Origin of the sequence: Candidatus Koribacter versatilis Ellin345, from assembly GCF_000014005.1 — a bacterium.
GTDB classification, from domain to species: Bacteria; Acidobacteriota; Terriglobia; order Terriglobales; family Acidobacteriaceae; genus Korobacter; species Korobacter versatilis_A.
In genome coordinates this window covers 4240672-4254498 of sequence record NC_008009.1, presented here as the reverse complement: position 1 = coordinate 4254498, position 13827 = coordinate 4240672, and the positions used below count along the sequence as shown (strand labels likewise).

Below are 13827 nucleotides of genomic sequence, written 5' to 3'. Positions count from 1 at the left end.
GAGAAACGCGGTTCGGCACAAGCTACTGAACGGCTCGATGGACACATGTCGGGCCGAGAGGCATTCGTGCCAGCCTTCATTTTCCATCGCGCGCTGCACCGCTCCGTACTGCGTTACGGCTAGCTGCGCGATCCCGCAGTAGCTTTCGCTTCCATGAAAATTTGAGGAGAACGAGATGCAAAAGAAGATTTGCGTTTTAGGCTCGGCCTGCGCGTGGTGGTTATTGGGCCTGCCCGCTTGGGCGCAAGGCACATCCCACGTGGAGACGAGCCTGCGGCAGGTGGAGCAGTACAACTATTCGATTCATATCCTGGCCATGTTGCTCGTCGGCTTTGGCTTCCTCATGGTGTTTGTGAAGAAGTACGGGTATAGCGCGACGACCGGAACGTACCTCGTCGTGGGCGCGGGGATCCCGCTCTATTTATTGCTGCGCTTGACGGGTGCGATTTCGGCGGAGGCGATGGCGCCAAACAGCATCCACGTGCTGCTGCTGGCAGAGTTCGCGTGTGCCTCGGCGTTAATCGCGATGGGAGCGGTGCTCGGTCGGATGCGGCTGTATCAGTATGCCGCGCTGGTCGCGGTGCTGGTGCCGGCCTACATGATTAACGAATGGCTGGTACTCGACGGCGGCCTCGGGATCACCAAGGGTTTTGTTGACAGCGCTGGCTCGATCGTTATCCATGCCTTCGGCGCGTATTTCGGGCTTGGCGCTTCGATTGCTTTGATGCGCACTGAGCATGTGAGCCATGCCGGACAGCCCATCGAGAGCGACGCGACCTCGGACCGTTTGTCTATGATCGGGTCCATGGTGTTGTGGATCTTCTGGCCGAGCTTCTGCAGTGCGGTGGTTCCGTCCGAACAAATGCCACAGACGGTGATTAATACAATTCTGGCGTTGTGCGGTGCGACCCTTGCAACGTACGTGCTGAGCGCCCTCTTGCACAACGGACGAACCTCGTTCTCCGACATGGCGAATGCCGCGTTGGCGGGCGGCGTGGCGATCGGCGCTACGTGCAATGTGGTTTCGGCGCATGGCGCATTTGCGATCGGCGTGGTTGCCGGCGCGATCTGCGTGCTGGGCTACGTGTACGTGCAGCCATGGTTGCTGGAGAAGATCAAACTCACGGATACCTGCGGCGTACACAACCTGCACGGGATGCCGGGATTGATGGGCGGACTGATCGCGATCGTCGTGATTCCCGGGATCGCCAAGGCACAACTTGCCGGCATCGCGACGACGGTGGTCCTGGCGCTGTCGGTGGGATTGTTCTCCGGCTACCTGCTTAGGACGATCGGCGAGAAGAAGATCTCTTACGAAGATCGGGAAGAGTTCGCGGGAGCGGATTGAGTTTTATGAATCGGTGAACGATACAGCCCGCCTAAATAAAGGCGGGCTTTGTTGTAAGCGTGCTTGCGCCCAGTCCTAAACTCGGCGACAATGCTTCCTCCCCACGTAGAAAATTCCCCGCGGTTCCATGAATTTGTTCGTTTTGCGACAAATCCCTTGTTGCAATTACGCCTAACTAGATGTGGAAGTGCAGGGAAGAAGTGTGTCTGGGCCGATTACCTATTTGTTCCTTTTGAGGAGGCAGGTTTGATCAGGCTCTCCAGTTGGCGCTGTTTCGTCGTTTTAGCCATTTTGTGCTCTCTTAGCGCGTTCGCGAACGCCGTGATTCCGACTCCGGCCGCGATCACCAGTCCGGCGAGCGGCACAACGCTGTCGAGTTCGTCGGTGCTGTTCCAGTGGACGGCTTCGACACCCGGCGCAACCCAGTATTCAATCTACTTCGGTTCGAAGCCTGGCGCGGTGGACATCGCGTTTGTGAACGCGCACCTTGCGACTTCGGCGACGGTGAACAGTCTTCCGACTGACGGACGCGAGATTTATGTGACGATGTTCTCGCTCATCGGAGGCACGTACTACCGCAGTACCGCGACCTATGTCGCGATGGGCACGCCGGTGAAGTCATCGATGCTAACGCCGACGTCGGGTAGCACGCTGGCAGGAAACAGCGCCACGTTCAACTGGAACGCCGGTACCGGCGTGACGATGAATAGCTTGTATCTGGGAACCACGCGCGGCGCGCACGACATTTATTTCATCAATACCTACGCACATACCACGACCGTAAACACGTTGCCCGCGAACGGTGGCACCATCTACGCACGCTTGTGGTCGTACATTGATGCCGCGTGGCAGTACGCTGACTACACCTACACGAACCCGCTGATTACCGTGGGCGTGAATCCGCCGACGTCGTCGGTTGGGCCACGCACCCCAATCAATTTCACTTCGACTGTTACTGGAAACGCGAACCAGCAAGTGACGTGGTCCATCCAGGAAGGAACGTCGGGTGGAACCATTACGCAGACGGGGCCTTCGACAGCGTCGTATCTCGCGCCGAGCTTCGTCGGAACCTATCACGTGATCGCGACGCCGGCAGTGGATCCGCTGAAGGCGCAAACGGCAACCGTGACGGTAACGCCGCCGGCAGGGTTCCAGGTATCGCCGGACTCGATCCTGGTCGCGCCGAGTACGGCGCAGCAGTTCAATGCCTATCAAGACGGCACGCAGATCAGCACGGTGAATTGGAGTCTGCAAGAAGGCGGCGTGGCGGGCACGGTCAGCTCGACTGGTCTCTACACGGCGGGCAGTACAACTGGAACGTACCACCTGGTAGCGACCAATACTTCTACATCGGACACGTTCACCTCGACGATCTCGGTGGGATCTTCGATCTCCGTGGCGATCTATCCGCCATCTCTGAATGCTCCCGGAACGCTGACCAGCGGGAATGCGCTGTTCATCGATTCATCCGTAACGCCGAGCGGCATTGATCCGACAGTTACGTGGTCGGTGCTGGAAGGACCTTCCGGAGGAACGATCACCGGCGCGACGTATGCGAAGGTTTACGTGCCGCCGACAACTCCGGGCACATACCACATCGTGGCCACCAGCAACGCAGACACAACGAAGAGCGCGACGCTAGCGGTACCGGTAACCGCGGCTCCTGCAATACCTTCATTCACCGCAACGACGGGTGCACCGCTCTCCTTGCGCAATCGGCATGGGGCCGCGGTGCTCAACGACGGACGTGTGCTGATTGTGGGCGGGAGCAATCCTTCTGATGGATCGGCGAACAATTCGGCGGAGACCTACTCACCGACGACAGGCACTTTCACCGCGCTGACCGGCAGCCTGGGTTCGTCGCGCCAGCAACCGACGGTGACGGTACTCGATGCGACCCATGTGCTGATCGCGGGTGGCGAACAGGACTGGGAGTCGGCGTGGAACACGGCCGAAGTTCTCGACCTCACGGCTGGAACATTCGCCGGCACCACGAACAACATGGGCGCCGCGCGCGCGGGACACCAGGCAGTGATGCTCACCGCCGGGCCGCACTCGGGCAAGGTGTTCGTGATGTCGGGGCGGCAGGGCACGTTGAATTACGACAACAATCTCGGCACGACCAATACAACGGATTGGTACGATCCGGCAGCGAAGACGTTCTCCGCTGGGCCGGTGCTGAATATCGCGCGCTCGTGGTTTACGGCAACCAAGCTGCAGGATGGAACCTATCTTCTCGTCGGCGGTTCGACGGGAACTTCCACTCCTGGCTTTACTTCGGTGGCGGCGGCGGAAATTTACGATCCGGTGGCGGAACACTTCACGCTGACTACGGGCAGCATGCCGGAAGGGCGTGTACAGCATGCCGCGACGCTGCTCAATAACGGCAAGGTGCTGATCACCGGCGGCTACAACATCGGCGTGTCGGACAGCGCCATGCTCTACGATCCTTCGACACAGACCTTCACAGCGGTGCCGGGAGGCATGGTCTATCCGCGGTGGTCCCATACTTCGACTCTGCTATCGAATGGGCGCGTGCTGATTGTTGGCGGCGAGACCGACGTATCGAACTACGAGTATCCGACGGCGGCAGAAGTGTACGACCCGGTAGCGAATTCGTTCTCCGCGTACGGATCGCTGCACAACGCGCGCAACGAGCATAGTGCTTCGATCCTTCCGGATGGACATGTACTGATTGTCGGCGATTTCCTGTATCAGTTGCCGGCAAAGGCGGAGGTCAGCCCGTAGCATGAAGCAGGTTGGATAAGGAGAGGGCTGCCAGTGCAGCCCTCTTTTTCATTTGCAATCGCTGTATGCAACTCATTGCACGTTGATCGTCACGCTGGTTTTCGCGGTGCCGACATACATATCGACCGCCACCACCGTGACGCGATGGCTGCCGGAACTGAGCGCGATTTTCTTTTCGATAAGGTCGTTCCACTTCTGATATTTCTTCACGCCGTCCACCCAGACTTCCAGTCGCACCACACCGGCGGGCGAGTTACCGCTGGCTTTGATGAGCACGGGAGAGGCCACAGTAGAGCCATTGGTCGGTGCGCAAATCTTAGCTGCGATTGTGGCGGATGAAGGCGGAGGACAGTTGTTTGTGTAGGCGGAGGTGTTCAACGCAAGAACGACGTCGTTGTCCATCCAAATCGTATCGAGCACATCGTGGCGTGCATCGAGGTTCATATCGCGCGCGAACAACTGCGCGCTGCCTTGCGGGATGTTGTTGTTCTGGACGGTGAATGTACCGTTGCCCGCGCCCTGAGCGTAGATGTTCCCGGGCCTCCAGTGGTCGCCGTTGCCGTTTACCAGGTCAATGTTGCCGTCACCGTTAAGGTCGGAGGCAAGCAAGAGCCCGCCGGCACTCGGGCCAATAGGCAAGTCGAATACCTGGGTGAAGAGATACGTGCCGCCGTTCTTGTAGACGTAAACGTCGTTCGAGCCGCAGCCTGCACCGCAGTTGTGCGCCTGGAGCACGGCGAAGTCAACCTTCTGGTCGTTGTTGAAGTCGGCGACCACGACACTGTTCAAGGAATCGCTGCAGACATTGATGTCGGTGCAATGCGCCGGCGGACGGATGTGGGTGAACTCGGGGAAGCGGCCGGTGCCATCGCCGCCGAAGATCAGCACTTCGTTGGTGCGGATGAGGATCAGATCGAGATTGCCGTCGCCGTACACGTCACGCGCGGAAAGCGATCGCGCCTCGCCAGTCATTTGAATTTTGTAGCTTGTGGTAAACGTGCCCGTGCCGGAGCCGAGTAGGGCGCGCGTGTCGCATACGTCGCTGCTGTCGCATTCGATTGCGGCGATGTCGATCTTGCCATCGTGGTTGAAGTCTCCTACGTCAAAGCCCTGCGCAGGAACATTTCCCGCGAGAGTGATGTCGGGGCCGGGAGTGAAACTGCCATCCGCATGTCCGTAGAGGATGGTGAGGATGGGCGAAGCGTTAAAGGAAATGATCAGGTCGAGGTTGCCGTCGTTGTTGATGTCGGCGGTGCGGATGTCCTGCGGAAACGCGTGGATTGGGTAGTTGGCGCCGGTGCTCGGAAAATGGCCGGGCGTGGTGGCCAGGAAGACGGTGACGAAGCTGTCGGTGTCGCTCTGCCCGCTGAGCACGGCCATGTCAGGGGCGCCATCGCGATTGAAATCGCCGCTGGTTACGCCGGAAGTTGTGGAAGGCGCGCTGTAGGTGGAGTTACTGAAAGTTACCTGGGCGCCGGCGAACGGCAAGCAGATGAGTAGAACCAGAGCGACGGACAGTAGACGCGACATGGAGTTCTCCTGCCAGGGGACAAGGAGTTGGAGTAGCCAGAGCTGCGCGTGTTTGCCCGATGTAGGTGAATTTAAGCGAAATTGCCGAATGGTAGAGTCCTGTAGCACTTTGTGGCTTGGAAACGGCGTGGAAGATCGAGCGCGCGCGACATGGCCAACCAGAACAGCACGGTGGATGCGGTACTCGAGCGGCGGTGGCAACGCGTGCTGCGCCGGCGCGACGGTTTGCTCGCCGAACTTGAAAGGTGGCCAACGGAGAAACTGAGAGAGCGTCCGGCGGTGGGAAGTTGGTCGGCGCTGGAGGTGGTGGACCACCTGGTTCGCTCCAACCGCGAAATATTACGCATGGCGGAAACGGCGCGTGGTGCGCAGCGCGCGATGCGGCCGAAAGACCGGGTGCGGGCGTGGATGGTGCTCGGAGTGATGTGGCTACCGACGCGTGTAGCCATGCCGAAACCGGTGGAATCCGCAGTAAAACCGCAACTCACCGGAGATCTGCCGGCATTGCGCGGGGAATGGGAGCGGGTGGACGCCACGCTTCATGACTTCATCGCAGGCTTAACCGACGCCGAGCGGAGATTGGGAGTGGCGCGGCATCCGGTGAGCGGCTGGCTCGACGCGCGTGCCGGAGTACGGTTCCTGGAATCGCATCTCGCACACCACTGCTACCAGATTCAGAGGATCCGCAAAGCGCTGGGAAAGCGCAGGCCGGAATACCAGGGCTGAACTCCTAAAGAGTCGTCCCAACGATTGGCGGAGCAGGCCGGGCGAATCGCCCGGCGTACGGATCGCTGCACAATGCGCGTAACGAGCACAGCGCTTCGATACTTCCAGATGGCCATGTGCTGATTGTTGGCGACTTCCTGTTCGAGTCGCCGGCTAATGCGGAGGTCAGTTCGTAGAGAGCAATGTTGCAAATGAGTGCGAGGGCTGCATAGGCAGCCCTCTTTGCTTGTGCGGAAGAGCGGCTCCCTCGAAAACGGCGTCCGTTAAGGGTTTCGGGCGATGGCGTTCGTCCCACCAGTCTGGGAATCCTTCGGTGAGAGTTCTTGACGGTTTGCTAACCGGGTAGCAAAATCGGTTTTCTATCAGACATGGCAGAACCTGCAGGGGCCCCGCAACGTGGTGGTCATCTTTGCGTCGCACTTATTCCTGGCGGCGTATCGCACAACTCTCCGTGCCTGCGCGCGCCTTCCTGTCGAACTTCAACTTCGATCCATCCACCGCAACGACCTCGGCGGCCGAACGGATGGTCCGCCGCTCCATCCCAACCTCCTCTCACGCTCCGCGATCATCCGCGTAGTCACAGTCGAAAAGGATTCCAATGACATTTCGGTCCCGTTTACTTCTGTTCCTTGGGTGTGGGCTCTTCGTATTCACGCTGGCATGCGGTAATGACCATCACTCCAACACGCCGGTGCAGAACGTCACCATCGCGATTGCTCCCGATGCCCAGCAGATGTGGGTGAACGGTTCGCAACAATTCAGCGTTTCGGTTTCCGGCACTACGAACACCGCCGTGAATTGGGGAGTGAGTGAATCCGGCGGCGGCACCATTGACGACACCGGCAAGTACACGGCGCCGGGTACCGCAGGCACGTATCACGTAACTGCCATCAGCAAGGCAGACACGACGAGGGTCGCGAAGGCAGCGGTCATCGTCAGCGTCCCCGCTCCGGCGTTCAACAGCACGCCCACCACCGCGGCGGCCGAGGGAACTGCGTACTCGTACACACTGGATGTTTCCGATCCTGCGGGCAGCGACGTTACGCTCGCGCTCACCACGGCTCCCGACGGCGCTACGCTGAACGGCAAGACGGTTACGTGGACCCCGTCCGCGCAGCAGGCGCGCCAGCAGAATGCGTTTATCGTGACGGCGACTACTGCGGCCGGAGGAACCAACACACAGTCGTGGGCCGTCGCACCAACCGGAACCATCCACGGCAAGATCCAGATTTCGCATTGGAGTTCGGATGGCACCGTGGACATCGAATCGAATTCGGTAGCGCCGCCGTTCTGGACGTTCGCCGCGCTGGTGCCGCAGGCGGATGGCTCGCTGACGGTGCTGCCCGGCAATGGCTACGCCGATGCGACGTTCGATATCCCCAACGTTCCCGCCGGATATTACTGGCTCCAGTTCCAGCCCGGCGACGTGATGTGGACCAACGCCAGCTACATGGATTACGGCAGCGATGCGATGGGTCGCAAGCAGAAGCAGGTGATCCCGCAGTACTTTGGCTGTGATCTTACGGGGCTCGATCCGTGGAACCCGGGTCTGCAATCGCTGGATTTCTACAGCATCAACTCGCAGGCGTTCGCGGTCCCGCTGAGCGAACCATGGTCGGACGTTCCGGCCTTTGGCGACACCACGTGCGACATCACCAACACGCTGTTCCCGATGGGGCTGAACGTCATCACGAATGATGTTTCCACCGCGGCGCAGTTTGAGCAGTTGCCGAGCGCACTCACGTTTTTCCGCGCGGAAGGCATGGGACCGGCGCTCAACCAGGTCATCGACATGGAGATACCGCTGGCGACGACCGTGGTGGGCGGCGCCTTGACGCGTCAGACTTCCGATACCCAGGACATCAACGTGAAGTTCTCCGATTGGAAGTCGGCGTTCGATAGCGGCGGACCCTCAACGGCACAGCCGGTAGCAGCGCAGATCTACGCGGAGTCGCGCCAGAAGGCCGACGCGCTTACACGCGAGAATCCGATACTGTACGGCTTCTATCCGATCCTGGCAGGTGCGGTGGCGGATGGCAGCAGCCCGTGGCCGCCCGATGGTGCCGGCGACGCGACGTGGCCCGCCGATGGCGACTTCGGCAGCATTCCGTACAACAATCCATTCGCGGACAGCAACACGATCGTGTACACGGCCAATATCGCGGCGCAATACCAGATCCCGTTCCCGGGCTCGACCGCGCCGGCGTACGCGACGGTGCAGTGGTACATGCAATCGCCGACAATGGCGAACCCGCTCGTGCCGCTGCTGAAGCCGATCAGCAGCGCGCAGATCGACGGCAAGGATCTGCTGGCCCAGGAAACCGTTAGCACTGCTTCGCCCACGCTCACGTGGACGGCGCCCGCTTCCGACAACCCGGTGATCTACACGATCGATATCTGCGAGCCGTACCAGAACCCGGATTCGAGCACTGGCTGCGGCTTCGTGTACGAATTCAATCACTTGACTGGGACGTCGTTCACGGTTCCGGCGGGAATCCTGACGCCGGGGCACAACTACATCTTCGTGGTGCTCAGCACGTCGCGCGCGGGATACGACCCGCTGCATCCCAACCGCTACAGCCTGCCGGAGGCGAATGCGTACTTCCTCTCGGCGGCGATCACGGTGGACGGCGGCGCACCCGCGGGCGTCGTACGCGGCGACAAGAAGCTGTTGAAAGTGCGTGAGGCCGATCGCGAGCGGCTCGGCAAGAACCTGCCGATCTTCTCGCGGGCGAAGTTCCAGGCCCCGGCGCAGCACTTCAACTCCCGACTGCTCTCGCTGCCCGGACAGCAGGAGCCGAAGCCGACGGGGGTGCCGTACAAACCGTAGGACAACGTTTGGATCATTGGAGAAACCCGCCCCTGTGGCGGGTTTTTCGTGTGAACAGGCGTATCATTTTCCTCAACGGTGGGGCACCTGGCGATCGAAAAAAACCTGAGCGAACTGTCGAAACGGCAGCCTGCCAATCGATCTATCCACAAATGGGCCTGAGAAGCCGTTGCGGGACCCCTTTCGGAGCATGCACATGTCATTCTTTCGCGACCTGAAAATTGCCGTACGTTCGCTGGCGCGGGCGCGCGCCCTCTGGATCACCGTGGCGCTTACGCTGGCGCTGGGCATTGGCGCCAACTCCGCGATTTTCAGCATTGTGCGCGCGGTGTTGCTGCGCCCGCTGAACAATCGCGATGAAGACCGTTTGCTGTACGTGCGGCAGAGCGCCTCCGGCCTCGGTCAAACCGAGACGAACTGGTCCATCCCCGAGATTGATGACATCAGCAAAAACCTCAAGTCGATCTCCGAGATCGGGACGTTCTCCCAGGTGGCCTTTACCGTGGTTGGCCTCGGAACGCCGCGTGAAATCCCTGCTGGCGTGGTGGATGGCCACTACTTTGAAACCGTCGGCTTGCACCCCGTGCTGGGACGCTTGATTGGACCGCAGGATGATGGACAGAATGCGGCCGGCGCAGTCGTGCTCACGTACAAATTCTGGACCGGTGCATTGCACTCTGATCCCGGCGTGCTCGGGAAGCAGCTTCGGTTGGAGAGTTTTGCCGGCGCGCGGACCGGGACCGTTGTAGGTGTGCTCGAGCCGTCGGTGCCGTACCCGGTGGAGACGGAAATCATCGCCAACCTGGTGACGAGCCCACACCATCTCTCGGCGACGATGGTGACCGGCCGCGAGCACCGCATGACCGAAGTCTTCGCGCGACTCGCACCGGGCGCAACCCTTGAACAAGCGCGTGCCGAACTCCAGGCGGTGCACACTGGGATGCTGAAAGCGCATCCGGAGGTCTATCGTCCGGAGCATAACTACCAGATCACCGCGACGCGGCTGCATGACCAGATCAACTCGCGCGCCAACACGGTGCTGTGGGTTCTGTTCGCGGCGGCTGCGCTGCTGTTCATCATCGCGTGCTCGAACGTGGCGAACCTGGTTTTCGCGCGCACGGTCCGGCGCGAGGGCGAGCTTGCCATGCGCACCGCGTTGGGCGCGAGTCGCGGTCAGTTGCGTCGCGCGTTACTGGCGGAGAGCGTGGTGTTGTGCTTCAGCGGGGTGATCGCCGCAATGCTGGTCGCTGCGCCGATGGTCAGCATTCTCGGCCGTTATGCCGCGCGTTTCTCGGTGCGCGCCGACGGCCTCAAACTCGATATGAGTTTCGTGTGGTTCGGGATTGCGCTGGCGATCGCGGCTTCGATTTTCCTCGCGTTCATTCCGCGCCTTCCTGCGGCGCAGGTTTCGCGCAGTCTGAGCGCGGCGGGCGTGGGCACGCGGGTTACGGGCGCCAACGGCCGACGGTTGCGGATTTTTGCGGTGACGCAGATTGCCGCGTCGTTCCTGCTGCTTGCGGGCGCGGGCGTGTTGATGCGGACGCTATATGAACTGGAGAGCACGCGTCCGCCGTACAACTCGGCGAATGTACTTGCGGTGAATCTGCCGCCGATCGCCTACGGACGCACGCCGGAACAGATCCAGAACTTCGATCGCGATGTAAAGGCGCGCGTGGCAGCGCTACCCGGCGTGGAGAGCGTGGCCAGTGGCTTCAGCACCCCGTGGCGCGATGCGCAGGGACTGAGCATTGCGTTCCAGTTTGCGGTAGAAGGTGTGGCGAAGAAGAACGGCGTGGACGATCCGCGCGCCAAGTTCCGCTCGATCTCGCCAAATTTCTTCAATACGCTCGGCATGCCCATTATCGAGGGACGCGATTTCCGCGACACCGACAAAGCCGGTGCGGAACGCGTGGTGATCATCAGCCAGAGCCTGGCGAAAAACCTGTTTCCCGGGCAGGAAGCGATTGGCCGCGAAATCCGCTGGACGGACAGCGTGATGAAGTTCATCGGCATCAGCTACGAGCCGCGGCGCATTGTGGGCGTGGTGCCCGATGTGGACGATGAGAACATCATTCCCGCGCCGGCGATGACGATTTATCAGCCGGTGGCGCAGGAGTGGGTGGCGGCACGTCTGTTCGTGCGTGCTAAGGGCGATCCCTACTCGCTGGTTCCTGCGATCACGCGTTCCATCCACGAGATGGACGGGAACCAGCCGGTGGAGCGGGCGGCGACGCTCAACGATATCCGCGCTGAAGTGCTCACCCCCGACCGTTTGAACGCGATTGTCTTCGGCGGCTTCGCGGCGATCGCGCTGCTGATCTCGGTGGTGGGCGTGGCGGGCGTGCTGGCGTTCTCAGTGAGTGGACGCACCCGCGAATTCGGCATCCGCATTGCGATGGGCGCGCAACCGCGCGACATTCTCGGCGGGGTTCTACGCGAAGGTGTGATTATGGCGGGAATCGGCGTGGCGGCGGGCGTCGTCGTGGGATTCGCCGCGATGAAGGCCGTCCTGCGCTTCGTTTCCCAATTGCACATGCCGAGCATCCTGACGTTGCTCGCGGCGGCGCTGGTGATTGTGGCGGCAGCGGTGATCGCATCGGCAATACCGGCAATGCGCGCGGCGCGAGTGAATGCGGTGGAAGCACTGCGGTCGGAGTAGGACGTATTATTCAATGACGAAGCCCCGGTCAGTAGCCGGGGCTTTTGTATTTCTCGTGAGTGTGGTCGCAAAACTACGAGGCTTCGTGGGTCATGATGACGGCGTTCAAGCTGTGGCCGTCGGCGACATAGAGTTCGTGGCAAATGACATTGCGGTGCTTGCTGCTGACCGCGTTCAGCTTCTTTTCCAACTCCTGGAAGTCGTGAGTCTTGCTCTCGACCTTGCCTAGATGGACGCAGTGGAGGCTGATGGGATAAGACTCCTCGTCATCGCGATAACCGAGAGTGAAGAGGAGATGCTTGCTTGATTCCAGGAACACGATGCCGATGCTCTTGGGAGCAATCTTCGAGGCGTTGACGAAAGCAGCCACCTCGCCGGCAAGCTTGCCGATGGTTCCATCCGAATCTAGCTCGCCGGTGAATACCTTGAATTTCTCGTGGACCTGCCGAGCGATGTGATGCGACATGCGCGCGATGCTACGACATCCGCGGGGTTGCCGCAAGGGGAAGAGGATGGTATTCCCACGTCCCGAAAATCGCGAGACGTGGGGTACCCAAACAATCAGTGGCCTTCGTCTCGCTGCGCGTTGTCGGCGTCTTTGGCCAACTGGTGCAGGAGTGCGAAGAACTCCGCGGATTGGCCGATGAAGAGGCCCATATCGGTGAGGAACTTCACCGCACCGGTCGCAGCGCCGCGGGTTTCTGTGGGACGAATGATGGAGCACGGCGGCAGATTGCGGCTGATGAACGGACACGGCTCCGGCATGATGAGGTTTGTCTGGAAGGTTTCGCCACCAAACGGGGGAGAGTTGAGGTCGGGGAAGGTGACTGAGACGCCGGTGACCGGATCGACCGCGGTAAGGGGCAGGGCGTTGCCGGCCTTGTCGGCCCAGGTCTGGAAGTGCATGGTTTCGGTTGGCCCAATGCTGATGAGAATGCGCAGAACTTCGACGCTACTGGCGCGCTGGGCCATCGAGGGGTACAAGCTGTTGCCGCCTTGCTCGATGGTCGGCATGTGGAAACCGGCGGTGTTGGCGATGGCCTGAAGGAAGTTGGAGTCGGAGGTGTCGGTGTCGGTGCGGGGGATTGCAGTGTGTTGTCCCACGGCGAGCGTCGGTATAGCTTGCGGAAACTTAAAGTTCGGGTCGAGATCTGGATTGTGCGTGCTGCTGCGATAACGTGTCCACCAACTGGTGTCGAGGGTGAGCTGCATTAAGTTCGTGAGCCGCATCTTTCCGCTGGAGCCGGTGGCGGTGCTGCCCGGCAGGGTGCGGAAGTGTTCCAGGCTGATGGGCCGCGCGCCCTTCGATTCGAGATACGCATTCAGAAACTTCTGGTGGGTAAACTCGTCGTCGGTGTTGTCATGAACATACTGCGCCATGTCTGAATCGAGCACCGAGAGGGCCGCTGTGAATAAAGGATTCCCGGAGCCACTCGATTCCTCGCCGTCTTGCACTCCTGCCAGTTCGTTGTATTGGACCCAAAAATCGGTTTCAAGAATTTCGGCGGCGGCGGCGAAGCGCAGTAGTGCCGCATCGCCTCGCGACAGGTGATGGCCGTGTTCGTCGCCATCGTCGGCGAACAGCGCCGTGCTGCTGCCGAGCATTTCGGTGCCGGCGGCGACTGCACCGGCAACCAATCCTTTCTTGACGAACGACCGACGGTTGATAGCTGACTTCATGCTTGTCCAGTTCTCGTGCATAGGTGCACCTCACGCGGAAGCATGAACGTTCAAGCTGGATGCAATGTCATGGTTGCGCAAAACTCTGGTGAAGCTCGCGCGACATTGTGATGGGCGCGATATTGTCACCAAAGGAAGTGGCACGTTTACGTTAGCGAAAGCGCCCGGGGTTGGCTCTTTCCGGTGAAGACAGAGAGTCTCGTTAGCACTTCGTCCCAAGCTTCGACAGTTTTCGCCGCACGCGGTAGTCTCTTCACACTTGATGTGGGGAGGGCAACGTGACGGTGCCTCAACTACAGACTTCTC

Annotated in this window: 8 protein-coding genes; 5 read left to right on the top strand and 3 right to left on the bottom strand. The window is 60.5% G+C overall.

What is annotated here, in order from left to right; genetic code table 11:
* The first annotated feature begins 175 nt into the window (after positions 1-175).
* A complete protein-coding gene (locus tag ACID345_RS18605) occupies positions 176-1348 on the top strand; it encodes an ammonium transporter (protein WP_011524396.1) in 1173 nt (390 codons plus the stop codon).
* Between the two features lie 321 nt (positions 1349-1669).
* Positions 1670-4096, top strand: coding sequence for a hypothetical protein (locus ACID345_RS18600; protein ID WP_041855871.1), 2427 nt, complete (start codon positions 1670-1672; stop codon positions 4094-4096).
* Positions 4097-4168: 72 nt separating this feature from the next.
* Here the strand turns inward: ACID345_RS18600 and ACID345_RS18595 are convergent, their stop codons facing one another.
* Entirely contained in the window at positions 4169-5626 is a 1458-nt protein-coding gene (locus tag ACID345_RS18595; protein WP_011524394.1) for an FG-GAP-like repeat-containing protein, read from the bottom strand.
* A 111-nt stretch (positions 5627-5737) separates the two neighbouring features.
* Between ACID345_RS18595 and ACID345_RS18590 the strand changes: the two genes are divergently transcribed.
* From ACID345_RS18590 to ACID345_RS18580, 3 genes are all read left to right on the top strand, one after another.
* Positions 5738-6352, top strand: coding sequence for a DinB family protein (locus tag ACID345_RS18590; RefSeq protein WP_148210170.1), 615 nt, complete (start codon positions 5738-5740; stop codon positions 6350-6352).
* A gap of 598 nt (positions 6353-6950) precedes the next feature.
* The gene (locus tag ACID345_RS18585) at positions 6951-9182 is read left to right on the top strand and encodes a fibronectin type III domain-containing protein (protein ID WP_011524392.1); all 2232 of its coding nucleotides are present in this window, start codon (positions 6951-6953) and stop codon (positions 9180-9182) included.
* 196 nt (positions 9183-9378) lie between these two features.
* On the top strand, positions 9379-11841 hold the full coding sequence (locus ACID345_RS18580) for an ADOP family duplicated permease (protein WP_011524391.1): 2463 nt from the start codon (positions 9379-9381) through the stop codon (positions 11839-11841).
* A gap of 73 nt (positions 11842-11914) precedes the next feature.
* On the opposite strand, the gene ACID345_RS18575 is transcribed toward ACID345_RS18580, so the two are convergent.
* Both ACID345_RS18575 and ACID345_RS18570 read right to left on the bottom strand, forming a co-directional pair.
* The gene (locus tag ACID345_RS18575; RefSeq protein ID WP_011524390.1) at positions 11915-12307 is read right to left on the bottom strand and encodes a hypothetical protein; all 393 of its coding nucleotides are present in this window, start codon (positions 12305-12307) and stop codon (positions 11915-11917) included.
* 95 nt (positions 12308-12402) lie between these two features.
* Positions 12403-13521, bottom strand: a complete 1119-nt coding sequence (locus ACID345_RS18570; RefSeq protein ID WP_228370673.1) for a ferritin-like domain-containing protein — start codon at positions 13519-13521, stop codon at positions 12403-12405.
* Between the last annotated feature and the right edge of the window lie 306 nt (positions 13522-13827).

Bases quoted from the DNA above. Each gene is read 5' to 3' on its own strand.
- ACID345_RS18595 (WP_011524394.1), bottom strand. From the start codon at position 5,626: ATGTCGCGTCTACTGTCCGTCGCTCTGGTTCTACTCATCTGCTTGCCG.
- ACID345_RS18605 (WP_011524396.1), top strand. From the start codon at position 176: ATGCAAAAGAAGATTTGCGTTTTAGGCTCGGCCTGCGCGTGGTGGTTA.
- ACID345_RS18575 (WP_011524390.1), bottom strand. From the start codon at position 12,307: ATGTCGCATCACATCGCTCGGCAGGTCCACGAGAAATTCAAGGTATTC.
- ACID345_RS18580 (WP_011524391.1), top strand. From the start codon at position 9,379: ATGTCATTCTTTCGCGACCTGAAAATTGCCGTACGTTCGCTGGCGCGG.
- ACID345_RS18570 (WP_228370673.1), bottom strand. From the start codon at position 13,521: ATGAAGTCAGCTATCAACCGTCGGTCGTTCGTCAAGAAAGGATTGGTT.
- ACID345_RS18585 (WP_011524392.1), top strand. From the start codon at position 6,951: ATGACATTTCGGTCCCGTTTACTTCTGTTCCTTGGGTGTGGGCTCTTC.